At 73.3% G+C, this 25,065-nt stretch carries 21 protein-coding genes; 9 read left to right on the top strand and 12 right to left on the bottom strand.

Going from position 1 to position 25,065, the window contains the following annotated elements:
- The first annotated feature begins 16 nt into the window (after positions 1–16).
- Positions 17–913, top strand: a complete 897-nt coding sequence (locus OG500_RS28790; RefSeq protein ID WP_329584313.1) for a hypothetical protein — start codon at positions 17–19, stop codon at positions 911–913.
- Between the two features lie 19 nt (positions 914–932).
- Here the strand turns inward: OG500_RS28790 and OG500_RS28785 are convergent, their stop codons facing one another.
- The 3 genes from OG500_RS28785 to OG500_RS28775 all read right to left on the bottom strand — a co-directional run bounded on the left by OG500_RS28785 (position 933) and on the right by OG500_RS28775 (position 2,726).
- On the bottom strand, positions 933–1,727 hold the full coding sequence (locus tag OG500_RS28785) for an SGNH/GDSL hydrolase family protein (RefSeq protein WP_329584311.1): 795 nt from the start codon (positions 1,725–1,727) through the stop codon (positions 933–935).
- Between the two features lie 85 nt (positions 1,728–1,812).
- Complete coding sequence (locus OG500_RS28780; RefSeq protein ID WP_327069751.1) at positions 1,813–2,280, bottom strand: GNAT family N-acetyltransferase; 468 nt, start codon at positions 2,278–2,280, stop codon at positions 1,813–1,815.
- A gap of 80 nt (positions 2,281–2,360) precedes the next feature.
- A complete protein-coding gene (locus OG500_RS28775) occupies positions 2,361–2,726 on the bottom strand; it encodes a winged helix-turn-helix transcriptional regulator (RefSeq protein WP_327069750.1) in 366 nt (121 codons plus the stop codon).
- Positions 2,727–2,817: 91 nt separating this feature from the next.
- On the opposite strand from OG500_RS28775, the gene OG500_RS28770 reads away from it, so the two are divergent.
- The 3 genes from OG500_RS28770 to OG500_RS28760 all read left to right on the top strand — a co-directional run bounded on the left by OG500_RS28770 (position 2,818) and on the right by OG500_RS28760 (position 6,965).
- Entirely contained in the window at positions 2,818–4,029 is a 1,212-nt protein-coding gene (locus OG500_RS28770) for a pyridoxal phosphate-dependent aminotransferase (RefSeq protein ID WP_327069749.1), read from the top strand.
- Between the two features lie 190 nt (positions 4,030–4,219).
- Positions 4,220–6,559 (top strand): terpene synthase family protein, encoded by a 2,340-nt coding sequence (locus OG500_RS28765; protein ID WP_329584308.1) that lies wholly within the window; start codon positions 4,220–4,222, stop codon positions 6,557–6,559.
- Positions 6,560–6,632: 73 nt separating this feature from the next.
- On the top strand, positions 6,633–6,965 hold the full coding sequence (locus tag OG500_RS28760; RefSeq protein WP_327069747.1) for a YnfA family protein: 333 nt from the start codon (positions 6,633–6,635) through the stop codon (positions 6,963–6,965).
- A gap of 19 nt (positions 6,966–6,984) precedes the next feature.
- Here the strand turns inward: OG500_RS28760 and OG500_RS28755 are convergent, their stop codons facing one another.
- The gene (locus OG500_RS28755; protein ID WP_327069746.1) at positions 6,985–7,542 is read right to left on the bottom strand and encodes a TetR/AcrR family transcriptional regulator; all 558 of its coding nucleotides are present in this window, start codon (positions 7,540–7,542) and stop codon (positions 6,985–6,987) included.
- Positions 7,543–7,616: 74 nt separating this feature from the next.
- Here OG500_RS28755 and OG500_RS28750 point away from each other — a divergent pair, with 74 nt between their 5' ends.
- Complete coding sequence (locus OG500_RS28750; RefSeq protein ID WP_329584305.1) at positions 7,617–8,093, top strand: peroxiredoxin; 477 nt, start codon at positions 7,617–7,619, stop codon at positions 8,091–8,093.
- A 25-nt stretch (positions 8,094–8,118) separates the two neighbouring features.
- On the opposite strand, the gene OG500_RS28745 is transcribed toward OG500_RS28750, so the two are convergent.
- From OG500_RS28745 to OG500_RS28730, 4 genes are all read right to left on the bottom strand, one after another.
- The gene (locus OG500_RS28745) at positions 8,119–8,763 is read right to left on the bottom strand and encodes an MBL fold metallo-hydrolase (protein ID WP_327069744.1); all 645 of its coding nucleotides are present in this window, start codon (positions 8,761–8,763) and stop codon (positions 8,119–8,121) included.
- The gene (locus tag OG500_RS28740) at positions 8,763–9,851 is read right to left on the bottom strand and encodes an S-(hydroxymethyl)mycothiol dehydrogenase (protein WP_327069743.1); all 1,089 of its coding nucleotides are present in this window, start codon (positions 9,849–9,851) and stop codon (positions 8,763–8,765) included. Before OG500_RS28740 ends, OG500_RS28745 begins: the two co-directional genes overlap by 1 nt.
- Positions 9,852–10,026: 175 nt before the next feature.
- On the bottom strand, positions 10,027–11,694 hold the full coding sequence (locus OG500_RS28735; RefSeq protein WP_329587804.1) for a purple acid phosphatase family protein: 1,668 nt from the start codon (positions 11,692–11,694) through the stop codon (positions 10,027–10,029).
- Positions 11,695–11,849: 155 nt separating this feature from the next.
- On the bottom strand, positions 11,850–13,520 hold the full coding sequence (locus tag OG500_RS28730; protein WP_327069742.1) for an FAD-binding dehydrogenase: 1,671 nt from the start codon (positions 13,518–13,520) through the stop codon (positions 11,850–11,852).
- Between the two features lie 177 nt (positions 13,521–13,697).
- On the opposite strand from OG500_RS28730, the gene OG500_RS28725 reads away from it, so the two are divergent.
- Positions 13,698–15,725 carry a CocE/NonD family hydrolase gene (locus OG500_RS28725; RefSeq protein ID WP_329584303.1) on the top strand — a complete coding sequence of 676 codons (2,028 nt, stop codon included), beginning with the start codon at positions 13,698–13,700 and terminating at the stop codon, positions 15,723–15,725.
- 43 nt (positions 15,726–15,768) lie between these two features.
- Here the strand turns inward: OG500_RS28725 and OG500_RS28720 are convergent, their stop codons facing one another.
- Positions 15,769–16,755 carry a hypothetical protein gene (locus OG500_RS28720; RefSeq protein ID WP_327069740.1) on the bottom strand — a complete coding sequence of 329 codons (987 nt, stop codon included), beginning with the start codon at positions 16,753–16,755 and terminating at the stop codon, positions 15,769–15,771.
- 175 nt (positions 16,756–16,930) lie between these two features.
- On the opposite strand from OG500_RS28720, the gene OG500_RS28715 reads away from it, so the two are divergent.
- Entirely contained in the window at positions 16,931–18,121 is a 1,191-nt protein-coding gene (locus tag OG500_RS28715; protein WP_329584299.1) for an alpha/beta hydrolase, read from the top strand.
- A gap of 23 nt (positions 18,122–18,144) precedes the next feature.
- On the opposite strand, the gene OG500_RS28710 is transcribed toward OG500_RS28715, so the two are convergent.
- The 3 genes from OG500_RS28710 to moaA form a co-directional block, all read right to left on the bottom strand.
- On the bottom strand, positions 18,145–20,184 hold the full coding sequence (locus OG500_RS28710; RefSeq protein WP_327069738.1) for a prolyl oligopeptidase family serine peptidase: 2,040 nt from the start codon (positions 20,182–20,184) through the stop codon (positions 18,145–18,147).
- 183 nt (positions 20,185–20,367) lie between these two features.
- Entirely contained in the window at positions 20,368–22,023 is a 1,656-nt protein-coding gene (locus tag OG500_RS28705; RefSeq protein ID WP_329584297.1) for an alpha/beta hydrolase, read from the bottom strand.
- 84 nt (positions 22,024–22,107) lie between these two features.
- The gene (gene moaA / locus OG500_RS28700) at positions 22,108–23,121 is read right to left on the bottom strand and encodes a GTP 3',8-cyclase MoaA (RefSeq protein WP_327069736.1); all 1,014 of its coding nucleotides are present in this window, start codon (positions 23,119–23,121) and stop codon (positions 22,108–22,110) included.
- Between the two features lie 130 nt (positions 23,122–23,251).
- On the opposite strand from moaA, the gene OG500_RS28695 reads away from it, so the two are divergent.
- Both OG500_RS28695 and OG500_RS28690 read left to right on the top strand, forming a co-directional pair.
- Entirely contained in the window at positions 23,252–23,881 is a 630-nt protein-coding gene (locus OG500_RS28695; protein ID WP_329584295.1) for a nucleotidyltransferase family protein, read from the top strand.
- Positions 23,882–24,042: 161 nt separating this feature from the next.
- Positions 24,043–25,053 (top strand): hypothetical protein, encoded by a 1,011-nt coding sequence (locus OG500_RS28690; RefSeq protein WP_327069734.1) that lies wholly within the window; start codon positions 24,043–24,045, stop codon positions 25,051–25,053.
- Positions 25,054–25,065 lie beyond the last annotated feature (12 nt).

Raw genomic sequence — 25,065 nt, 5'->3', positions numbered from 1 at the left:
CACCCACCATCTGGACATGAGACTCACCCCTCACAAGCGGCTGCGGCGCGTCCTCGCCACCTCCGGCGCCGTCCTCCTGCTCGGCCTGGTCCCCGCCCTGGCCGAGGCCCCCGGCGCCCTCGCCGCGCCGCACCCGACCCGTCCCGGCAGCTACTCCGCCGCCGCGCCCACCCTGCACGCCGCCCCGGCCCGGCACCGCCCCGGCACCGACCAGGTCTCCTACAACGGCGGCCCGGTCCAGCACAGCCCGGTGGTCTACCTGGACTTCTGGGGCAGCCAGTGGGACAGCGACGGCAACGGCGTCCAGCCGTACATGACCAGCCTGTTCAACGGGCTTGGTACCAGCCAGGACCACTGGTCCACCATCACCGCGCAGTACCCCGACTCCTCCGGCAGCGGTCCCGCCTTCACCGGCCCGGTCCTCGGCGGCAGCTGGGTGGACGACGCCTCCCCCGCCCCCGCCTCCTCCCAGCAGCAGGACATCGCCGCCGAGGCCGACAGCGCCGCCGCGCACTTCGGCGTGGCCGGCGACCCGGACGCACAGATCGTGGTGATGAGCCCGAGCGGGACCTCCCCCGACGGCTGGCCGGCCTCCGGCTTCTGCGCCTGGCACGACTACACCGGCAGCGTCTCCTACACCAACATGCCCTACCAGCTGGACGCCCCGGCCGGCAGCCGCTGCCCGAACAACCTGCTCGGCGACAAGCTGTCCGCCTTCAGCATCGTCGAGGGCCACGAGTACGCCGAGTCGATCACCGACCCGCAGCCGTCCAGCGGTTGGCTGGACCCCTCCGGCGAGGAGATCGGCGACCTGTGCGAGAGCAACTTCCAGAACGTCACGCTGCCCACCGGCACCTTCCCGATGCAGCCGCTGTGGAGCAACAACGGCGGCGGCTGCGTGATCAGCGGCTGACCCGGGCGGCCCTCGGAGCTCACCCCTGGTAGGGCGCCAGCTCGGCCTGCTTCGGCGGCCGTCCGTCACCCGACGAGCGGCCGGTCAACCGCCGCCCCAGCCACGGCAGTACGTGGATCCGCAGCCAGCGCAGGTCGCCGCGGATCCGGGCGGCGCGGCCGGCGGGCGCGGCGGGCGGCAGCGCGGCGCGCCAGTCGAAGGCCGCCGGGCGGCCGAGCGCCTGGCGGACTGCCTCGGCGACCCGGCGGTGCCCCTCCGCCGACAGGTGCAGGCGGTCCTCCGCCCACAGCCGCCGGTCGTCGAAGCAGGGCGCGGTGAACAGGTCGACCACCGCGACCCGCGGGTGGGTACCCAACTCCTGCACGAAGTGGCGCAGTTGCCGGATGGCGGGGAGCAGCCGGGCGCTGCCCGCCATCCGCCGGGTCGGGTCGGTGCTGGTGAAGAGCACCACCGTGGCGCCGGTGGCCAGCAGCTTCTCGGCCGCCTCCCCCAGCTGCGCCCGCACCGCCTCGATCTCGCAGCCCGGTCGCAGCACGTCGTTGAGGCCGCCGGCCAGGGTGACCAGCTCGGGCCCGGCCGCGACGGCCGGCGCCAGCTGCTCGGCGCCGATCTGGCCGATCAGCTTGCCACGCACGGCCAGGTTCGCGTACCGGAACTGCGCGGGCGCGACCTCCGCCGCCAGCGAAGCCGCGAGCCGGTCGGCCCACCCCCGGTAGTGGCCGTCGGGGCGCAGCTCGTCGCACATCCCCTCGGTGAACGAGTCACCGACGGCGACGTAGCTGCTGAAGCGGGTGAAGGCGGGTTCCTGGTCCATGGCGCTCCCGATGCTACCGGGGCCTGTCCGGCGGATGTTGTCGCGCGCCCGGCAGGATCCGCCGGACAGGCCCCAGCGGTCTGCGTCAGGCGGCAGGCGGCGTCCAGACGTAGCGCAGGTCCGGCTCGCGCTCCTCGTTGCGGCTGCCGTCGGTGCGCTCGGCCTCGACGAACCCGTGCCGCTGGTAGAACCGCTGGGCCGGGCCGTTGACCTGGAAGGTCCACAGCGCCAGGCCCGCCGGACGCAGGCTCTTGGCCAGCTCGACCAGGCGGTCGCCCAGGCCCTTGCCGCGCCAGTGCGGCGCCAGGTAGAGCTGCTCCAGCGAGCCGTCCTCCAGCACCAGCAGCCCGGCCAGCTCGCCCTCGGGCGTCTGCGCCACCCAGGTCTCCAGCTGCGGCACCACCACGTGGCGGAACCAGCCGTGCACCTCCTCGGGGCTGTGCGCGAGCCGCACGGTGGGCAGGGCCGCGGCGAAGGAGGAGAGGTAGAGCGCTGCCGCGGCGTCGGCGTCCGGCTCGGTGGCGCGGCGCAGTTCGAGGTCGTTGATCGTCACAACCCGCAACGATGGACGCCGAACTCCCTGATCGGCAACCGGTTTTCCGGGGCCGCCCGGGCGGCCCCGGCCCCCGGTGCTCAGGCGCTGGTGACCCAGTGCCCGCGCACCGCGTCCGTCGGCCGCTGCTCGCCCAGCGCCGGCAGGCCCCAGCTGCCCAGCGCGTCGACCACCTGGCGCAGCTGCCGGCCGCGCTCGGTCAGCTCGTACACCGTCGCGTTGGCCGGCCGCTCCAGCTTGCGCCGGGCCACCAGGCCCTCGCCCTCCAGCTGCTTGAGGCGGGCGGCCAGGATGTCCGTACTGACCCCGGGCAGGTCGGCGTGCAGGTCGGTGTACCGGCGCGGGCCGCCGAGGAGTTCACGGACGATCAGGAGGCTCCAGCGCTCCCCCACCGCGTCCAGGGCCCGGGCGACAGCGCAGTACTGGTCGTAGCTTCGGCGTGACATGGCATCAGCATAGCCAATAGGTTGGACTTTCCAAGTGCTTACTTGGTAGAACAAAGCGACCACGTTGGCGGCCCACGCCGGGAGGCACCAGATGGAGTTTCGGCAGTCCAGCAAGCTCGCGGGAGTGTGCTACGAGATCCGCGGCCCGGTGGTCGACCAGGCGAACGCGCTGGAGGAGGCCGGGCACAGCGTGCTGCGCCTGAACACCGGCAACCCGGCCCCCTTCGGCTTCGAGGCGCCCGAGGAGATCCTGCAGGACATCATCCGCAACCTCCCCAACGCGCACGGCTACAGCGACTCGCGCGGCATCCTGCCGGCCCGCCGCGCCGTGGTGCAGTACTACCAGCAGCGCGGCGTCACCGGCGTGGGCGTGAACGACGTCTTCCTCGGCAACGGCGCCTCCGAGCTGATCCAGATGGCCGTGACGGCACTGGTGGACGACGGCGACGAGGTGCTCGTGCCGGCCCCGGACTTCCCGCTGTGGACCGCGGTGGTGCGCCTGGCCGGCGGCAAGGCGGTGCACTACCTGTGCGACGAGGAGGCCGAGTGGTACCCGGACCTCGACGACATCGCCGCCAAGATCACCACGCGGACCAAGGCGATCGTGGTGATCAACCCCAACAACCCCACCGGCGCGGTCTACCCCAAGGAGCTGCTGGAGGGGATCCTGGACCTGGCCCGCCGGCACGGCCTGATGGTGCTGGCCGACGAGATCTACGACAAGATCCTCTACGACGGCGTCGAGCACCACTGCCTGGCCGCGCTCGCCGACGACGTGCTCACCCTCACCTTCAACGGCCTCTCCAAGGCCTACCGGGTGGCCGGCTTCCGCAGCGGCTGGCTGGTGGTCTCCGGGCCCAAGCCGCACGCGAAGGACTACCTGGAGGGGCTCACCATGCTGGCCGGCATGCGGCTGTGCCCCAACGTACCGGCCCAGTACGCGGTGCAGGCCGCGCTCGGCGGGCACCAGTCGATCCACGACCTCACGCTGCCGAACGGCCGGCTGACCGAGCAGCGCGACGTCACCTGGCGCGCGCTCAACGAGCTGCCCGGGGTCAGCTGCGTCAAGCCCAAGGGCGCGCTCTACGCCTTCGCCAAGCTGGACCCGGCGGTGCACAGGATCAAGGACGACGAGCGCTTCGTGCTCGACCTGCTGCTCCGCGAGAAGATCCACATCGTCCAGGGCACCGGCTTCAACTGGCCGCGCCCCGACCACTTCCGCTTCGTCACACTGCCCCGGGCGGACGACCTGGAGACGGCGATCAGCCGGATCGGGCGCTTCCTGACCACCTACCGGCAGTAATCCACGCCGCCCGCCGGCAGGCCGCACCTTCATCGCTCGAACTTCACTCGAAAGATCAAGGTGCGGCCGATTTCGCACGCCTCCCCGCACTGCCATACGCGTCTTTCGGACCGTCGAACCACTCCAGAGACTGGGTGCGAGCCCAGACTTGACGATGATCGACGGTCCGAATTCCTGGTAGGGGGATCCCATGGCGAAACCGTTCACGCTGCCCGAGTTCTATCTGCCGCACCCGGCCACCCTCAACCCGCACCTGGAGGGCGCCCGGGAGCACACCCGGGCCTGGGCACGCGAGATGGGCATGCTGGAGGGGTCCGGCATCTGGGAGCCGAAGGACCTGGAGGACCACGACTACGGCCTGCTCTGCGCCTACACCCACCCGGACTGCGACAGCGCCGCGCTCGACCTGGTCACCGACTGGTACGTCTGGGTCTTCTTCTTCGACGACCACTTCCTGGAGACCTTCAAGCGCTCGCTCGACCGCTCCGGCGGCCAGGCCTACCTGGACCGGCTGCCCGCCTTCATGCCGATGGACCTGAGCGAGGGGTTCCCCGAGCCGACCAACCCGGTCGAGGCGGGCCTGGCCGACCTGTGGGCGCGCACCGTGCCGCACATGTCGCTCGACTGGCGGGCCCGGTTCCGGGAGAGCACCGAGCACCTGCTGAACGAGTCGATCTGGGAGCTCTCCAACATCAACGAGGGCCGGGTCGCCAACCCGGTCGAGTACATCGAGATGCGCCGCAAGGTCGGCGGCGCCCCCTGGTCGGCCGGCCTGGTCGAGTTCGCGGCACAGGCCGAGGTGCCCGCCCGGGTGGCCGGCAGCCGCCCGCTGCGGGTGCTGCGCGACACCTTCTCCGACGGCGTGCACCTGCGCAACGACCTCTTCTCCTACCAGCGCGAGGTCCAGGACGAGGGCGAGCTGAGCAATGGCATCCTGGTGCTGGAGCGCTTCCTCGGCTACACCACCCAGCAGGCCGCCGAGGCGGTCAACGAGATCCTGACCAGCCGGCTGCACCAGTTCGAGAACACCGCGCTGACCGAACTTCCCTCACTCTTCGCCGAGTTCGCACTCCATCCGGACGAGGTGGCGAAGGTCGCCCGCTACGTCAAGGGCCTGCAGGACTGGCAGGCCGGCGGCCACGAGTGGCACATGCGCTCCAGCCGCTACATGAACGACCGGGCCGGCGCCGACGCCCCCGGCGGCACGTTCTCCGCCGTCCCGGTGGGCCTGGGCACCTCCGCCGCCTCCTTTCGCCGGTACGTCGACCTGCCCGGCGCGCTGCGGCAGTTCAGCCACGTGCCGTACCAGCAGGTCGGCCCGACCCCGCTGCCCGAGTTCCCGATGCCCTTCCCGCTGCGGATCAACCCGCACCTGGCGGCGGCCCGGGAGCACAACTACGCCTGGTGCCGGGAGATGCGCTACACCGAGCCGACCCCCGGCCTGTCGGACTCCGGCGGCTGGACGGAACGCTCGATGCGCAACGCCGACGTCACCCTCTGCGGGGCCGGCATCGCGCCGGACATCCCGCAGAACGCGCTCGAACTCAACTCCGACTGGCTGGCCTGGGGCACCTACGCGGACGACTGGTTCCCGATGGCCTTCGCCTACCCGCCCAGCCCGCTGGGCGCCAAGGCCTGCGCCGACGGACTCAAGCCGTACATGCCGCTGGACTCGCCCGACCGGGGCCCGCTGCCCACCACCGCCCTGCAGCACGGCCTGGCCGACCTCTGGCAGCGCACCGCCACCCCGCTCACCACCGCGCAGCGGCAGATCCTGCGCGGCAGCATCGAGGAGATGCTGGACTCCTGGGTCTGGGAGATCGGCAACATGGCGCAGCACCGGGTCCCCGACCCGGTGGACTACATCGAGATGCGCCGCCTCACCTTCGGCAGCCAACTGACCAGCAACCTGGCCCGGTTCGGCGCCGAGGAGGCGGTGCCGGCGGAGGTCTGGCGCTCCGGCACGGTCAAGGCGCTGGTGAACTCGGCCTCCGACTACGCCTGCCTGATGAACGACGTCTTCTCCTACCAGAAGGAGGTCCAGTTCGAGGGCGAGGTGCACAACGGCGTCCTGGTGGTGCAGAACTTCTTCGGCTGCGACCGGGACCAGGCGCTGGGCATCGTCCACGACCTGATGTCCTCCCGGCTGGACCAGTTCCAGCACGTCGCGGCGAACGAACTGCCGATCCTCTACGAGGACTTCAAGCTCGACGCGGCAGGCCGCCAGGCGCTGGAGGACTACGCGCAGGGGCTGCGGAACTGGCTCTCCGGGATCCTCAACTGGCACACCCATGTCGGGCGCTACCGCGAGGAGGAGCTGGAGTACCAGCCGGACGCCTACGTCCGGCGGATGACCGCCCAGCCGCCGGCCCCCGCACCTGCCGCACCGGCCCCTGCCACAGCTGCCCCTGCCGCACCTGTCGCACCCGCCGCCGCGGCTCCCGCCGGATTCACCCCGCCCACCGCCGCCGGCCTCGGCACCTCCGCCGCCCGGATCGCGCGCGAGCTCGCGACGGCCCTCAGCCACTGACCGGGCCCCGTGGCCGCTGCCTTCCCCGAGGCAGCGGCCATCGCGCACCCCCGCGCCCCGTAGGCTGACCGGCATGACCGTGCTGCGCTCCGCCGCCCTCTTCGTGCTGGCCGCCCTGGCCGAGATCGGAGGCTGCTGGCTGATCTGGCAGAGCGTGCGGGAGTCACGCCCCTGGTGGCTGGCGGGCCTGGGCATCGTGGCGCTCGGCGGCTACGGGTTCGTCGCCGCCTTCCAGCCGGACAGCCAGTTCGGCCGAGTGCTGGCCGCCTACGGCGGGGTCTTCGTGGCCGGATCGCTGGCCTGGGGCGTCGTGGTGGACGGCTTCCGCCCCACCCGCTACGACGTGCTCGGCGCCCTCATCTGCCTGGTCGGCGTGGGCGTGATCATGTACGGCCCGCGCCGCTGACGCCCCGCCGCCGATCGCCTCAGAGCTCCAGCAGCTGCGCCACCGCCGCCGCCAGGCTCGCCGCGGTGGTCGCCGGGTCGCCCAGCGCTGCGCCCACCATGGCGCCGTCGCGCAGCAGGATCAGCACGTCCGCCCGCCGCTCGGGCCCGCTCAGGCCGGCCTCGCGGAGCAGGCGGACGATCAGCCCGCGCAGCCAGGCACGGTGGTCGGCGATCGCCAGCGAGACCGGGTGCTGCGGATCGGGGTACTCGGCGGCGGCGTTGATGAACGGGCAGCCGCGGAAGCCCGGGCCGCACATCTCCTGGCCCAGCCGCTCCAGCAGGATTCCGAGCAGCTGGGCGGCCGTCAGTCCGCTGCCGAGCCCGGCCGCCACCTCCGCCCGGATACCCGCGTCCCAGCCCTGGATGTACTCCCGGACCAGCTCCTCCTTGCCGGGGAAGTGCCGGTAGAAGGTCGCCCGGGTCACCTCGGCCTCGGTGACGATCCGGTCCACGCCGACCGTGTGGATCCCCTCGGTGTAGAACAGCCGGGTCGCGGTGTCGAGGACCCGTTGGCGGGCGGCGGAAGGTGTACTCACACCACTGACCGTACTACTATCAGCGAGGAAGAACGAACGTTCTGTCCGCCCTTCGCGAGCGCTAAGGACCCACCATGGCCAAGTCCCCCGAGGTCGGCACCCCCGCCCCCGGCTTCACCCTGCCCGGCCTGCTCCTCACCGAAGGCTCCGCCGAACGCCGCGACTACCGCCTCGCCGAGGCCCAGGGCAGCCCGCTGGTGCTGGTCTTCTACCCCGGCGACGACACCGCGGTCTGCACCAAGCAGCTCTGCTCGTACACCTCCGACCTGGACCGCTTCAAGGGCCTGGGCGCCACCGTCTGGGGCATCAGCCCGCAGGACGTGGACAGCCACGAGGCCTTCGCCCGCAAGCACCGCCTCGGCTTCCCGCTGCTCGCCGACACCGACCGCGCGGTGGCCAAGGCGTTCGGCATCGCGGTGCCGGGCCTGGGCCTGCGCCGCTCGGTCTTCATCCTGGACGCCGACGGCACGGTGCGCTGGAAGCACGTCGCGCTGGCCGGTCTGACCTTCCAGCACAGCGACACCCTCACCGCGCAGCTCGCCGCGCTGTGAGGGTGTCGCCCCGGTGCGGTGGCGGTCAGTGACCCCGGGCCACCCACTCCTCCAGGTGCGGAGCCTCCTCGCCGATCGTGGTGGTCGGCCCGTGGCCGGTGTGCACCACGGTCTGCGGGGGCAGCACCAGCAGCCGCTCCTGGATCGAGCGGATGATGGTCGGGAAGTCGGAGAACGAGCGCCCGGTCGCCCCTGGGCCGCCCTGGAAGAGCGTGTCCCCGGTGAACACCGCGTCCAGCGCGGGCACGTACACGCTCACCCCGCCGGGGGTGTGGCCGGGCGTGTGCCGGATGTGCAGGTAGAGCCCGCCCACGGTGATCCGCTGACCGTCCCGCAGCTCCTCGTCCGGGTGGTCGCCCGGGTGGGCCTGCTTCCACAGCGGCAGGTCGTCGGGGTGCAGCAGGATCGGCGCACCGGTCAGCTCCGCCAGCTCGGGCGCGGCGTTCACGTGGTCGTTGTGCGCGTGGGTGCAGATGATCGCCACCACCCGCCGGTCGCCGACCGCCGCCGCGATCGCCGGGGCGTCGTGCGCGGGGTCGATCACCACGGCGTCGCGGTCGTTGGCGATGATCCAGACGTTGTTCTCCACCTCCCAGCTGCCACCGTCCAGGTCGAAGGTGCCGGCCGTGACGAGGTGCTCGATCTCGGGCTCGGGGGGCAGCAGCTGCATCAGAACACCACCACCGAGCGGAGCACGTCGCCGTCGCGCATGGTGGCGAACGCCTGCTCGACCTCGTCCAGCGTGATCGTCTCGGTGACGAACGCGTCCAGGTCGAGCCGGCCCTGCAGGTAGAGGTCGATCAGCATCGGGAAGTCCCGCGAGGGCAGGCAGTCCCCGTACCAGGACGACTTGAGCGCGCCGCCGCGCCCGAAGACGTCCAGCAGCGGCAGCTCCAGCTTCATCTCCGGCGTCGGCACGCCGACCAGCACCACGGTGCCGGCCAGGTCCCGGGCGTAGAAGGCCTGCCGGTAGGTCTCCGGTCGGCCCACCGCCTCGACCACGACGTCCGCGCCGTGACCGCCGGTCAGCGCGCGCACCGCCTCCACCACGTCGGTGCCGTCGGAGGCGTTCACCGTGTGGGTGGCCCCCAGGCCCTTGGCGCGCTCCAGCTTGCGCGGGTCCAGGTCCACCGCGATGATCTTCGCCGCGCCGGCCAGCTTGGCCCCCAGCACGGCGGCGTTGCCGACCCCGCCGCAGCCGATCACCGCGACGCTGTCGCCGCGGGTCACCCCGCCGGTGTTGATCGCCGCGCCCAGCCCGGCCATCACGCCGCAGCCCAGCAGCCCGGCCGCGGCGGGCGAGGCCGCCGGGTCGACCTTGGTGCACTGCCCGGCCGCCACCAGCGTCTTCTCCGCGAAGGCGCCGATCCCGAGCGCGGGGCTCAGCTCGGTGCCGTCCAGCAGCGTCATCTTCTGCTCGGCGTTGTGGGTGGCGAAGCAGTACTGCGGCCGGCCGCGCCGACAGGCCCGGCACTGACCGCAGACGGCACGCCAGTTGAGGATCACGAAGTCGCCCGGCGCCACCTCGGTGACCCCGGCGCCGACGCTCTCCACCACACCGGCGGCCTCGTGGCCGAGCAGGAACGGGAACTCGTCGTTGATCCCGCCCTCCCGGTAGTGCAGGTCGGTGTGGCAGACGCCGCACGCCTGGACCTTGACCACCGCCTCGCCAGGTCCAGGGTCGGGCACGACAATCGTCGCCACCTCCACCGGTTCGCCCTTGCCCCGGGCGATGACGCCCCTGACCTGCTGTGACATCCGGCCTGCCCCTTTCGTGACTGCCCCGAGAAAGCCGAACGGCCCCTCGGGAGATCATTCTCTCCCGAGGGGCCGCCCGCGACGCCCGTTCCGTCAGCCGGCGTCGCTCGGAACGCCGGTGCCTCGGCGTCCCGCACGGGCAGTTGGCTGGTGAAATCCGTGCCCGGTGGACGCGTCAGCGGTCGCCCGCGCTCCAGCCCCAGCCGCCGCCCTGGCCGTCGTCGTCCGAGTCGCTGTCCCAGCCCTCGCCGACCGTGCGCACGATGGTGTAGTGGTCGATCTGCTGGCCGGTCTCGGTCAGCGCGGTGACCTTCATCGAGGACTTCTGCCCCAGGTGCGCCGGGGTGACGTCGACCTTGATGAAGGAGTAGCCCAGGTAGCGCACCCGCGACCACTCGACGGTCTCGGCGACCTTCTGCCGGCCCTTGGCGTTGTAGAAGCTCTGGACCTCGTCGACCCGGTTCTCGTGGCCCTCGTAGGTCTGCGGCGCGCCGAAGCTGTAGAGGCTGCGGCCCGCGGCGCCGGCGGTCACGTAGACCACGCCGTCCTTCTCGGGCTCCAGGGTGGCGCCGCTCGGGACCGCCTTGGAGACCTTGTTGCCGAGGATCGCGTCGGTGCGCTCGTACACGTGGTTGTGGCCGTTGATCACCAGGTCGACCCGGTACTTCTCGAACAGCGGCACCCAGGCCTCGCGGACCCCGCCCTCGGAGGCGTGCGAGGTGGTGGTGGAGAAGGCGCAGTGGTGGAAGAAGACCACGACGAAGTCGATCGTCTCGTCGTTGCGGAAGTCCTTGAGCTGGCGCTCCAGCCACTTGGTCTGCCGGCCGGCGGTCAGGCCGAGGTTGGCCGGGATCTCGTAGGACACGTCGTTGGCGTCCAGCGAGATGACACCGACGTTGCTGTACCGGAAGGCGTACACGCCGGGGGCCTTGCGCGGGTCCGGGCCGTTGTCCGGCAGGAACCAGCGGGCGTCCTCGCCGCCGTAGCCGTTGTGCGAGTACCAGGCCTCCATGTCGTGGTTGCCGTAGGCGACCATCCACGGGATCTTGGCGGCCACGGCCTCGGTCTGCACCAGGAAGGCGTCCCAGGTCTTGGCGTTGAAGTCGGCCTTGTCGGCGTCCAGGCCCTGGCCGTCCGGGTCGGCGTAGCAGATGTCACCGGCGTGCAGGTGGAACTTGGGGTTCTGCGCCAGGATCACGTTGTCGTTGTTGACCGCGTGGGCGCTCACGCCCTGGTCGCCGAAGGCGGTGAAGGTGAACGGCTCGTAGACCTTGCCCCAGCGGTCGTCGCGCGAGGCGGCGGTGCGGAAGGTGCCGAGCGAGGAGATCGCCTGCTGGCCGGCAGGGTCGAAGCCCTTGTGGCCGACCGCGTAGTAGTACGTGGTGTCGGGGCCCAGGTCCTCCAGGGCCACGTGCACGTAGTACTGGTCCAGCGGGCTCTGACCGGGCACCAGCGCCGGGGTGTGCAGCGAGCGGATCTCCGCGTCGATCTTCTCGCTCAGCTCCCAGGGGGTCCGGCCGTAGCGCACGAAGGGCTTCTTGACCGGGAGCGGGACCTGCCAGGAGATCCGGAACTGGGTGTCCGGCTCGGCGCCGAACTGCAGGTGCCGGCCCACCGGGATCACCTTCGAGCCGTCCACGGCCGAGGCCGCGTCACCGACCAGCGTCGGCGTGCTCTTCGGCGCGGCGTACGCGTTGCCGGAGCCCAGCACGCCACCCACGGCGAGCGCCCCGACCGCCACCGCGCTGCCCCGCAGCACCCGGCGGCGGGAGAGCTTGCCCCGCAGGTACTCGTGCTGCTCGGCCATGCTCATCCGGGCGGCAAGCTGCTGCGGCACACCCATGTTCGGAATATCCATCTCCATGCGGGGGACTTTGCCAGCCGTTGAGGTACACCGCTCGGACGCTCGATGAACAGCTACCGACGAGTCGGTGGCCTGCGTGTCACTGACTTGTGATCAATCCGTTTGCCAAGAGGGTCCGCCAGTAGGGGGACCCTCTAAGCCGTCGCTTCGGCCGCCGCGCGGCCCGCCGTGCGGCCGGAGAAGAGGCAGCCGCCGAGGAAGGTGCCCTCCAGCGAGCGGTAGCCGTGCATCCCGCCGCCGCCGAAGCCGGCCACCTCGCCGGCCGCGTAGACGCCCTCCAGCACCGAGCCGTCGGCGCGCAGCACCCGGGCGGACAGGTCGGTTTCGAGGCCGCCGAGCGACTTGCGGGTGAGCACGTGCAGCCGCACCGCGATCAGCGGGCCGGCCTTGGGGTCGAGCAGCCGGTGCGGGGCGGCGGTGCGCACCAGCTTGTCGCCGAGGTAGCGGCGGGCGCCGTGGATCGCGCCGACCTGGAGGTCCTTGCCGAACGGGTTGGCGATCTCGCGGTCGCGCGCCTCGATCTCGCGGCGCAGCGCGGCCTCCTCGATCAGCTCCTCGCCCGCTCCGGAGGAGTCGACCAGCCGGTTCATCCCGCGCACCAGGTCGCCGAGCCGCTCGGCGACCACGAAGTCCGCCCCGTACTTCTTGAACGCCTCCACCGGCCCGGGCGCGCCGGGCAGCGCGCGGCCGAGCACCTTGCGGGGGCTACGGCCCGTCAGGTCCGGGTTCTGCTCGGAGCCGGAGAGCGCGAACTCCTTCTCGATGATCTTCTGGGTGAGCACGAACCAGGTGTGGTCGTACCCGGTGCGCCGGATGTACTCGAGCGTGCCCAGGGTGTCGAAGCCGGGGAAGAGCGGCACCGGCAGCCGGTTGCCGCGGGCGTCCAGCCAGAGCGAGGAGGGCCCGGGCAGGATCCGGATGCCGTGCCGGGCCCAGACCGGGTTCCAGTTCTCGATGCCCTCGGTGTAGTGCCACATCCGGTCACCGTTGACCAGGTGTCCGCCGGCCGCACCGGCCACCTGCTGCATCAGCCCGTCGACGTGCGCGGGCACGCCGCTGAGCAGGCGCGCGGGCGGGGTGCCGAGCCGGGCCGGCCAGGCCTTGCGGACCAGTTCGTGGTTGCCGCCGATGCCGCCCGAGGCGATCACCACCGCCTGCGCGCGCAGCTCGAAGGCGCCGGCCACCGCGCGGGAGCTGGCCACCCCGCGCGCCACGCCGCTGGGCACCAGCACCTCGCCGCGCACCGTGTCGGTGACGCCCGCGGTGCTCGCCAGTCCGGTCACCCGGTGCCGGAAGAGCGGGCGCACCAGCCCCTTGGCGACGGCGGCCCGCACCCGGCGGGCGAACGGCTCGACCAGGCCGGGGCCGGTGCCCCAGGTGATGTGGAAGCGCGGCACCGAGTTGCCGGGGCCGCTGGCCAGCAGCCCGCCGCGCTCCGCCCAGCCGACCACCGGGAAGAACCGCACCCCCTGCGCGTGCAGCCAGGCGCGCTTCTCGCCCGCGGCGAAGTCCAGGTAGGCCTTGGCCCACTGGCGCGGCCAGTTGTCCTCGGGCCGGTCGAAGCCGGCCGTGCCGAGCCAGTCCTGCCAGGCCAGTTCGTAGGAGTCGCGGATCCGCAGCCGGCGCTGCTCGGGCGAGTCGACCAGGAACAGGCCGCCGAAGGACCAGTGCGCCTGGCCGCCGAGGGAGGCGGCCGGCTCCTGGTCGAGCAGGATCACCGTGCGCCCCGCGTCGGCGAGTTCGGCGGTGGCGGCCAGGCCCGCCAGGCCGGCTCCGATCACGATGACGTCGGCGTCCAGTGCCATGGGGTTCTCCTTCGCGCAGCCCGTTTCCCGATCCTCGTGCCTGCGCTTCGCCCTCGTCAACGGCCACGTCGGCGGCCACTCTGACGGTCCCTCGGCCGTCGACGGACCGCTGAATGCACCGGTATGTCCGCTACTGTCGGTTTCGGCACCACGCCTAGCCGCCCCCGGGAGGACCGCATGCGACACCCCGACGCGTACCCGTACCGGATCACCCGCGAGGACCTGCGGATCCCGATGGCCGACGGCGTCGAGCTGTACGCCCGCCTCTGGCGCCCCGTCACCGAGGAGCCGGTGCCCGCGCTGCTGGAGTACCTGCCCTACCGGCTGACCGACTGGACCGCCCCGCGCGACGCCGAGCGCCACCCCTGGTACGCCGGCCACGGCTACGCGAGCGTGCGGGTGGACATCCGCGGCCACGGCAACTCGGGCGGCCTGCCCGGCGGGGAGCACGACGCCCAGGAGCTGGCCGACGGCGTCGCGGTGGTCGAGTGGCTGGCCGCACGGCCCTGGTGCACCGGTCGCGTCGGCGTGTTCGGGATCGGCTGGGGCGGCACCGGCGCACTGCAGCTGGCCGCGCTGGCCCCCGCACCGCTGCGCGCCGTGGTCGCCGTCTGCGCCACCGACGACCGCTACGACAACGACGCGCGCTACCTCGGCGGTTCGGTGCTCGGCGCGGACCTGCACGCCCGGTCGGCCGGCCTGCTCGCACTCGCCGCCCGCCCGCCGGACCCCCGCTACGTCGGCGATCAGTGGCGGCGGCTCTGGCTGGCCCGGCTGGCCGCGCTGGAACCGCACAGCCACGCCTGGCTGAGCCACCAGACCCGCGACGACTACTGGCGCCACGGCAGCGTCGGCGAACGGTACGGGGCGATCGGGGCCGCGGTGCTGGCCGTGGGCGGCTGGGCCGATCCGCACCGGGACACCGTGCTGCGCCTGGTCGAGCACCTGCGGGGGCCGGTGCGCGGGCTGATCGGCCCCTGGCCGCACCAGTACCCCGACCGCGGTCTGCCGCCGGGCCCGGCGATCGGGTTCCTCCAGGAGACGCTGCGCTGGTGGGACCAGTGGCTGAAGGACCAGGAGACCGGGATCATGGCCGAGCCCCGGCTGCGCAGCTGGATGCCCGAGCCGGCGCCGCCCGGCGCCACCGGGGACCTTGCCGGGCGCTGGATCGGCGAGGACCAGTGGCCCTCCGACGACGTGCGGGAGATCCACTACGGCCTGGCGGACACGCTGCGCACCGCGGGCACCCCCGAGGGCGAGCGCTTCGTGCCGGTCCGCTCGCCGCAGCACACCGGGACCGACGCCGGGCGCTACCGCCCGGTCGGCGCCGCCGCCGACCTGCCGCCCGACCAGCGCGCGGAGGACGGCCGCTCGGTCTGCTTCGACACCTCGCCGCTGGCCGAGCGGCTGGAGATCCTCGGCCGCCCCACGCTCCAGCTGCGGCTGCGCTGCCCGGCGGCCCGCGGGCAGGTGGTGGCCCGGCTCTGCGACGTGGCCCCGGACGGCTCGGCCAGGCTGGTCACCCGCGGCGTGCTCAACCTCGCCACCCGGCAGGGGCGCGAGCAGGCGGTGCTCTGGGAGCCGGGCGCGGTGGCCGAGGTGGCCCTCGAACTCTCCGGCATCGCGCACGCCTTTGCGCCCGGGCACCGGATCCGGCTCGCGCTCTCCTCGGCGTACTGGCCGTGGGTCTGGCCGCAGCCCGGGGCCGCCGGGTTCGAGGTCGACCCGGGCCACAGCGCGCTGATGCTGCCGGTGCGCCACCTGGCCGCCGACGTGGGGCGGGCGCCGATCGCCTTCGCCGAGCCCGAGCAGGCCGCCGGGCCGGAGGTGCGGCACACCACCGCGAGCGACCCGCGGCCCGAGCGGCTGGTGGTGCAGGACGTGGCGGCGGGCGAGTGGCGCCTGGAGGTGGACCCCAGCCACCAGGGCTCGCGCGCCTACCCCGACGGCCTGATCTGCACCGAGCAGGCGCTGGAGACCTACCGGATCCGCGAGGACGACCCGCTCTCCGCCGCCGCCCGGGCCGCCTGGACGATCCGCCTGGAGCGGCCCGAGGACGGCTGGGACGTGACCGTGCAGACCCGCTCGGAGATCGGCTGCGACGCCGAGGCGTTCACGGCGCGCAGCCACCTGACCGCCTGGGAGGGCGGCGCGGTGGTCTTCGAGCGGGACTGGGAGCAGCGGATCCCGCGCACGGCGGGGTGAGCGGGATCGGTGGGATCAGCAGGGTGGGCGCGGCCGGTGCGGCCTACGGCATCGGGTAGGAGCCGGGCGGCACCGTGGAGGTGCTGGCGTTGCCGCCGACCACCGGCTGCAGGGTGATCTTGACGGTGGAGTACGTGGTGCTGGTGGTGGTGAAGTCGGTGCTGTCGTCGAACTTGGTGTAGTCGCAGTTCTCGGTGAACTTCTTGCTGGCGTCGTCCCAGTCGAAGCCGCCGGCGAAGTACATGTCGTACGTGCCGTCCTCGATGCCGGTCAGCTTCGCGCTCTGGCCCTTGACCACGTAGAAGGAGTAGGCCGACTGGCCGCCCTTGACCAGGGTCAGCACGGCGTCCACCGTGCCGCCGCTGTTGTCCACGGTCAGCTCGCCGGCCCCGTCGTTCGCCCCCTGGCGCACCAACGCGCCGTTGCTCAGGGCGCGTTGCTGCTGCTGCGGGGTCTGCGGCACGTTGAAGGTGGTGGTGTAGCCGCCCTGCGCCAGGGTCTGCAGCGCGGTGGGCACGTCCTTGAGGCCCTGCGCCGCGCCGGTCTCGGCGAGCGCGGAGGAGGTGGCGCAGACCTTGTCGTCGCCGATGTCGGTCTGCACCGCGCCGAGGTTGGTGGCCAGCGTGTCCAGCGCCACCGACAGCTGGCGGTTGGCGTCGGAGACGCTGGGGGGCGGGTTGGCGCCCGACAGCGACTGCGAGGCGGTGCTCGCGGCCTGCTGGGCAGTGGCCAGGTCGCCGTTCAGGTCGTCCACGCTGCCGGCCTGGGTCAGCTTCGCGAGCGCGTCGTTGACCGGGCCGATGGCGCCGCTCAGCGTGATGCCGTACGGGACGGTGTAGGGAGTGGGACTGCTGGGCGCCATGGTGCCGATCGAATCGGCCCCACCGTCGCCGTTCGCGCTGCTGCTCGCATGGGTCGAGCTGCAGGCGGTGACCAGGAGCAGTGCACCGGTGAGGACCGCGGCGTGGCGCAGCGGCCGACGGACGAGACTCCGCTCAGCGGTGCTGGTGGTGCGTGCTGAACCGTGCAAGGTGAAGCCCCCCAAATGGCCCTGGCGTGCGGGTGCGCCGCACAGCGTCTCAAAACCGGACTGACCGGGTCAATGCCGCTGGCCGCGGCGGTGCGCGGTGGCCCCGACCGGTGCCGGAGGGGCCCGGCCGAGGGGGCCGCCGACGGCCGCGCGTATCGTCCCATAGGATCGCCGGGTGCTCGCGCTGACCGGACTCCCCCTGCAGATCATCGCCTCGCTGCTGGCTGTGGCGGCCTTCGTCGTGACCATCTGGCTCTGGCCCAGGCTCGGCGGCAAGGGCGTCAAGGCGGTGCTCGGGCGGCTCGGCGCCTTCCTCGGCACCCAGGCGCTGGTGCTGGTCGCGATGGCGCTGGTGGCCAACTCCTACTTCGGCTTCTACACCACCTGGACCGACCTGCTCGGCACCGCCGGGGGTCCCGGCACGGTGGTGGACCACAAGCCGAGCAACGGACTCTCGGTGACCGGCGAGCAGAAGTTCTACTCCTCGCAGGGCTCGGCCGAGGACCGCTCCGGGGTGATCCAGAACGTCGAGCTGACCGGCGCCCGCTCGGGGCTGACCAACCAGGCCTACGTCTACCTGCCGCCGCAGTACTTCCAGCCGGCCTACGCCGACAAGAAGTTCCCGATGGCGCTGATCCTCTCCGGCTACCCCGGCTCGGCCGAGAAGCTGATCTCGCTGATGCAGTACCCGGCCAGCACCCTGAAGGCGATCAACGCCAAGGAGCTGCCGCCCACCGTGCTGGTGATGATGCGGCCCTCGCCGATCGCCAACCGGGACACCGAGTGCATGGACGTGCCGAACGGCCCGCAGGTGGAGACCTTCTTCACCGACGACCTGCCCAAGGCGCTGGCCACCGGCTACCGGATCGACCCGCAGGCCGGTGCGCACGCCGCGATGGGCGACTCCACCGGCGGCTACTGCGCGCTGAAGTTCGCGCTGCGCAAGCCGGACGCCTACGGTGCGGCGATCGCGCTCTCCGCCGACTACAACGTGAGCAACGACCCGACCACCGGTGACCTGTTCGGCGGCAGCGAGCAGCTCAAGCGGGAGAACGACCTGCTCTGGCGGCTGCAGAACGCCCCCGCGGTGCCGGTCTCGCTGCTGCTGGCCACCAGCCCGAACGAGGACAACTACCGGGCCACCCAGCAGATGGTGGCCGCCTTCAAGGCGCCCACCAAGCTCTCCACCATCACGCTGAACAGCGGCGGCCACAACTTCCACACCTGGGGCCGCGAGATCCCGCCGGCGCTGGCCTGGCTCGGCCGGCAGTGGGCGCAGCTGCCCTCCTCGACCGCCACCCCGAGCACCCCGAACGCCGCCCCAGGCACCCCGCGCACTGCCCCGAGCACCCCGGCCAGCGCCTGACGGCACGGCAGCACCGGCCCGGGTCAGCCGGCCGCCGGCAGCTCCAGGAACTCCGCGAAGAACGCCAGCAGCTCCGCCAGTTGGGCCGACCGGGCCGGCCGGCCGCCGCGGGCCCCCGCACCGCGGCCCGGTCCGGCCGCCCGGCGCAGCAGCACCGGGCGCCCCGAACTGCTCGCCTGCTGCAGGGCGGCGCACATCTTGCGGGCGTGCAGCGCGTCCACCCGCTCGTCCGCCTCGAAGGCCGTCAGCAGCACGGCGGGGTAGGCCGTGCCGGGGCGCACGTGGTGGTACGGCGAGTAGCCGAGCAGCCAGTCCAGCTCCCTGGGCTCCTCGCGGGAGCCGAACTCCTCCGTCCAGTAGGGGCCGTGGCCGCTCAGCTGATAGCGGGCCATGTCCAGCAGCGCCGCCGAGAGGGCCACCGCGCCGAACAGCTCGGGCCGCTGGGTCAGCGCCGCGCCCACCAGCAGACCGCCGCCCGCGCCCCGGCCCAGCGCACCCAGCCGCCCGGGGGCGCAGCGACCGGTGTCCAGCAGGTACTGCGCGGCCGCGCTGAAGTCGTCGATGCCCTGCTGCTTCTGCTCGCGCATCCCCGCGCGGCGCCAGTCGGCGCCCTCCTCGCCGCCACCGCGCACACCGGCCACCGCGAACTGCCCGCCGCGCTCCGCCCAGGCCAGCGCCGCCGCGTGGTAGCCGGCCAACTGCGCTGCACCGAAGGCACCGTGGGCCTGGAGGATGGTGGGCAGCGGCCCGGCGGGGGCGGCGGCCGGGCGGGTCAGCAGCAGCCGCACCGGTGACCCGTCGGCGGCGGGGTAGCCGAGCTCGGTCACCAGGACCTCGGGGGCACCCGGCCCCGAGCGCCCGCCCGCGCGCCAGAGCGTGCGGCGGCCGGCAGCGGCGTCGTAGCGGTGCACGCCCTGCGGGGTACGCGGGTCGGCGTAGCCGAACCAGGCCCCCCGGCCGTCCGCGGCGCGGGTCAACCCGGCCACCACGCCCGGCCCTGGCAGCTCGACCGCTCCCAACGCCGCACCGCTGTCGAGCCGGTGACGGGTGAGCAGGGAGCGGCTGCCGCTCGACCGCAGCACGAGCAGCTCGGGCGCCGGGAGCCCGGCGCCGTCGAGCACCGCGAAGGAGTCCAGCCGGGTGTGCTCGTCCCCGGCCAGCAGGGTCCGCACCGGCGCACCGGGGGCCGCGGCGAGCAGCCGTCCGTGCGGTGCCCGGTCCCGGTCGAGCAGGTAGAGCGTGCCGTCGGCAGCCGGCCAGGGCAGGCCCGCGCCCCAGTCCTCGATCAGTTGCTCGCGCAACTGCGGTCGCTCCAGCGGGCCCTGGCGCAGGTCGGCGACCCAGAGCCGGTGGCCGGCGCCCCGGCCACCGGTGGCGGTCACCACCAGCGTCCGGCCCGGCGCACCGGTGGTGGCGTCCAGTCGAGTGCCCGCCGGCAGTCCGGCGCCGAAGACCTCCTGGTCCACCGGCCGCCCGAGCCGGTGCAGGTGGAGCAGTTCGCCGCCGTCCTCGGTGCCGCGGCTGTAGTAGAAGGCGTCGGCGTCGGCCGTCCAGGCGACGGTGCCGTACCGGCAGCCGTCGATCGGCGCGTCCACCAGCCGCCCGGTGGCCACCTCCAGGATCCGCAGCGTGTACCGCGTCGAGCCCGCGCCGGCGCCCTGGGAGCGGGCTCCCTGGTAGGCGACCAGCCGCCCGGTGGGATCCGGCGACCAGCCGCCGAGCACACCGCGCCCGCCCGGGTCGACCAGCACCCGGCGCCCGCCCGCCTCCTCGACCACCAGCACGGGCTGCCCGCCGTCCGGCGCGCGCACGGTGCAGAAGACGCGGCCCCCGGCGAAGCGCGGCACACCGGGCTGCTCGAAGGCGGTCAGCCGCTCCAGCGCACTCCGGAACGCCCCGATCCCCGGCCAGCCGCGGGCGACGCGGCGGAACAGGTCGTCCTGCGCGGCCGACCAGCGCCGGGTGTCGGGGTGCGCGGCGTCCTCCAGCAGGCGGTAGGGATCGGCGACCGCACGCTCCCCCAGCCGCTCGACCGTCTCCCCGCGCGGCGCGACGGGGTACACCAGGGGCGGCGGATCCCCGGACGGGAGCGGATCGGACGAGGAACGCACACTTCCCCCAGCAGGGTTGGTGGACGGCAGGACGACCCCGCCGCGCCGCCCTCACCCCGTGCAGAAGCCGGCTGACCGCGCGCCATCATAGGCACGCGGTCAGCACGGGCGTCAATGAGGATGCTTGACGAATCGTCAGCTCTCGTTGGCGGGCGGGTTGGTGGCGCAGTGCGTACCCGCCGCCGGCATGGTGCCGTCGATCAGGAACGCGTCCACGTCCGACTTGATGCAGCTGCTCTTGTCGTACCCGGTGTGTCCGTCGCCGTCCCGGGTGAGCAGGGTGGCGTTGGCCAGGCTGCTCGCCAGGTGCTGCGCCCAGGCGTAGGGGGTGGCGTCGTCACCGGTGGAGCCGACCACCAGGATCGGGGCGCTGCCGGTGGCCTTGAGCACCTGCGGCGGCGTGGAGCCGTGCACCGGCCAGTCGGCGCAGTCCATCGCCGCCCGCACGTCGTCGGCGTTCATGTGGTTGGTCAGGTAGGGCGCCTTGGTGTGCAACTGCTGCAGGGCCTGCTGGATCTGGTCGTCGGTGGGCGGCGTGGAGCCGTCGTCCGCGCAGTTGATCGCCTGGTTGGCGTCGGCCTGGTTGCTGTAGTGCCCCTGCTGGTCCCGGCTGTTGTAGTCGTCGGCGAACTCGATCAGCGCATCGGGGCTGTGGGCCTTCATGGCGTTGCTCAGCCCGATCCGCAGGTACCCCCAGGACTTGGCGTCCCCGTAGAGCATGTCCATGGTGCCGGTCCAGCCCAGCGCCTGGGTGAGCGTGCGGCCGCTGGTGGCCGAGGTCAACGGGTGCGCCTCCAGGCCGTCCAGGAAGTCGGCGGCCTTCTTCGCGGCGGTGGAGGCGTCGCTGCCGAGCGGGCAGTCGGACTGCTTCACGCAGTCGGCGGCGAAGTGCTCGAAGACGCTCTCGAAGCCGACCATCTGGGCGATGCTGCTGTCCAGGTTGCTGACGCTCGGGTCCATCGCGCCGTCCAGCACCAGCCGCCCCGTGCGGTCGGGGAACTGGTTGGCGTAGAAGGTGCCGAGGTAGGTGCCGTAGGAGAAGCCCAGGTAGTTGAGCTTCTGGTCGCCCACCGCCCCGCGCAGCACGTCCAGGTCGCGGGCCGCGTTGACGGTGCCGACGAACGGCAGCAGCTTGCCGGACCTGGCCTCGCAGGCGGCCCCGAGGTCCTTGACGCTGGTCGGCCCGGCGTGGTTCTGGGCGTCGAGCCGGTCGCGGGCGGAGTCGTCCAGGCAGTGCACGGCGGTGGACTTGCCGACGCCGCGCGGGTCGAAGCCGATCAGGTCGTAGCGGTTGTTCAGGTTGCCGAACGAGCTGGTGGCCGCGTTGGTGAGCAGGTCGAGCCCGGAGCCGCCGGGGCCGCCCGGGTTGAGGAAGAGCGAGCCGAGCCGCTGGTCCTGGTGGATCGCCGGCTTGCGCATCAGCGCCAGGTCGATGGTGTCCGCACCCGGGTTGGCGTAGTCCAGCGGGACGTGCGCGGTGCCGCACTGGAAGGCCGACAGGTCGACGTCCTTCTGCGCCGGGTCGGCCGGGCAGCTGCTCCAGGCGATCTGCTGCCCGTAGAACGGCTTGAGCGCCGGGTCGGCGTCACCCGTCGGCGTCGGCGTGGGGCTGGCGGAGGGCGGCGGCGGGGCGCTGGCCGAGGCGGCGGTGCTGGGAGCGGCCGGGGCGGCGGAGGACGACGTGCCCTTCGCGACCGGCGAGTTGCCGGACCCGCCGCAGCCGGCGAGCACGGTGGCTGCCAGTACGGCGGGCAGGATGCGGCGCGACAGACGCGCCCAGGTGGTGTTCACCGCAGAGAAATATCATCTTCTGATCGCACAAGCACCCCGATAGCTGCAGCTCAGCCCTCGGTCAGCCCTCGGTCATCCGTCGGATCAGCCGCCGATCGCCGACATCGGCCGTTCGGGCCGGCGGAAGTCGGCGGAGTTGATCTCGTGGCCGGGTCCCTTGCGCCCGATGGCACCCCGCCAGGCCCGCTCGATCTCCGCGTCCCCGGCCCCACCGCGCAGCAGCGCCCGCAGATCGGACTCCTCGGTCGCGAAGAGGCAGTTGCGCAGCTGGCCGTCGGCGGTCAGCCGGACCCGGTCGCAGGTGCCGCAGAACGGCCGGGTGACCGAGGCGATCACCCCGACCACGGTGTCCGTCCCGGCGATCCGCCACTCCTCGGCCGGCGGGGTGCCGCGCCCGGCGGCCAGCGGCTCGCGCGGCACCGGGACCAGCTCCCAGCGGCCACCGAGCACCTGCAGCAGCTCGTCCGCGGTGATCATCGCCGACCGGTCCCAGGCGCCCTGGGCGTCCAGCGGCATCGACTCGATGAAGCGGATCCGGTAGCCGTGCCCGGCGGCGAACTCGACCAGGTCGAGCAGCTCGTCGTCGTTGACCCCGCGCACCGGGACGGTGTTGATCTTGACCGGCGCAAGGCCCGCCTCCCGCGCGGCGGCCAGCCCCGCGAAGACGTCCGCGATCCGGTCGCGCCGGGTGATCTCCGTGTAGCGCTCGCGCCGCAGCGTGTCCAGGCTGACGTTGACCCGCCGCAGCCCGGCGGCCCGCAACTCCCCCGCCGTCCTGGCCAGTCCGATCCCGTTGGTGGTCAGCGACAGCTCGACACCGAGCCCGGTCAGGCGGGCCACCAGCCCCGGCAGCCCGCGCCGCAGCAGCGGCTCGCCGCCGGTCAGCCGCACCGAGGCGATCCCCAGCCGCTCGACCCCCACCCGCACCAGGCGGACGATCTCCTCGTCCGTCAGCACCTCGGCGCGCGGCAGCCAGGCGAGGCCCTCGGCCGGCATGCAGTAGGTGCAGCGCAGGTTGCAGCGGTCGGTCAGGGAGACCCGCAGATCGGTGTGGACCCGGCCGAAGCGATCGAGCAGCGGGGCAGGTGCGGTGTGCATAACGGCCAGTAGAAGCGGGCGGGCGGCAAAGATCCAGGGGTGCATTGCCCGGCTTCCCGCCAAGGTCACCGCCCCTGCCTTGTGCGATCACACAGGACCGCGGCGGCCCGCCGACCGCCATCCTGGTGCCATGACTCCGGCCGCCGCCCCCACCCCGCCCCCGGTTCCGACCCCGCCCGTCGCCGCCCTGGTGCTGGCCGCGGGCGGCGGGCGGCGGCTCGGCGGACGGCCCAAGGCCCTGCTGCCGTTCCGCGGCCGGCCGCTGGTCGAACACGCCGTGCGCGTGGTGCGCGAGGGCGGCTGCGACCCCGTCCTGGTGGTGCTCGGCGCCGCCCGCGCGCGGGTGCCGGTCGAGGCGGAGCTGAGCGGCTGCACCCTGGTCACCAACCCCGACTGGGCCGAGGGCATGGGCGGCTCGCTGCGCGCGGGCCTGGCCGCCGTGCCGCCGGGCTGCTCGGGCGTGCTGGTCTTCCTGGTCGACACCCCCGGCGTCACCCCCGCCGCCGTCGCCCGGCTGCTCGCCGCCCACCGGTCCGGCGCCGCCCTGGCCGCCGCCGGCTACGCGGGCCGCCGCGGCCACCCGGTGCTGATCGGCGCCGCCCACCTCGCCGAGGCCGCCGCCGGAGCCCGGGGCGACGCCGGCGCCCGCGAGCTGCTGAACCGCCGCCGGGCCGAACTCCGCCTGGTCGAGTGCGGCGACATCGCCGTCCCCGACGATCTGGACACCCCCGCCGATCTGGCCCGCTGGTCGGCCGGATAGCGCCACGACGGCCCAGAACCTGGGCCGTTGATCCTGTTCACCCTGAAAAATCCCTGATCATTAGGGGCAATCGCTGCCACCGCAGGGCTGGATCGGGAAGCATGGGCGACGGGGAGCACCGGAAGCGACCCCGCCCACTCGACCCGAACGGACGGTGTGCCTTGTCCGGACTTCCGCTGCCCGACGACTTCACCGGCCGCGACCCGCGGGAGGGCGGTGGGCCGCACGGTGGCCACGGTCCGTACCCGGGCGACGAGCCGTACGCCGCCGCCGAGTTGCCCGAGGCGGCCACCACGCCGCCCAGCGCGCGGGCGATCCGCTGCCCGGCCTGCCGCCGCGAGCACGTCTACGAGCCGCCGACGCTGCCCTGCCCGTGCGGAGCGGCGCTCAAGGTGCCGCTGCTGCGCGGCGGGGTGCCGGTGCAGGTGCGGTTCCGCTCCTGGGAGGACTCCTGGCTGAGCATGCGCTGCCCGAACTGCGGACGCTCCGACCAGTGGCCGCAGCCGGAGTTCACCTGCAACTGCGGCGCCACCGTGCGCCTGCCGGTGGACCGCGCGCCGCGCCCCGGCGCGAGCGGCCCGCAGGGCTCGCGCCCGCTCGGGGTGCGCCCGCAGGTGCCCGCGCCCGGCGCGTGGCAGGGCGACGGCGCGCTCTACGCCGACCACCCCGGCTCCCTGGGAGCGCCGGGCGGCTCGCGCCGGATACCGCACGCCGACTCGCACCCCGGGCCCGGCGCACCGGCCGTGCCGCCCTCGGTGCCGCAGGGCGGGCGCTGGCAGAACCGGCCGCCGTTCCGCCCGCAGCCCATCCGCACCGGGCAGGACGCGGTGCTGGCCGCCGCCCGCTACCTGGAGTGGCTCGGCTTCGGCGAGCTGGAACTGACCGAGGGCCAGGAGCGGGAGTCGGTCACCCTGCTCGGCGACCGCCTGGTGGCCCAGGTGGACAGCTGGCCCGAGCAGGCCGACATGCGCGCGGTGGAGTGCCTGTGGCTGCAGACCCTGCACGCCGAGGAGATGGCCGCCGCGATGTTCACCACCGCCGGCTACTCGCACCAGGCCACCGTGCGCGGCGAGCAGTTGCTGGTGGCGCTCTTCCTGCTGGACGACGGCGGTGTCCCGCAGCCGGTGAACGGCGCGGCCGAGGCGCTGCTGGAGACGGGCTGGACCTCCTGACCCACCCTTCCC

The organism is Kitasatospora sp. NBC_01250, from assembly GCF_036226465.1.
In the GTDB taxonomy this organism is placed as follows: Bacteria; Actinomycetota; Actinomycetes; order Streptomycetales; family Streptomycetaceae; genus Kitasatospora.
This window is presented reverse-complemented; position numbering and strand designations above follow the sequence as displayed.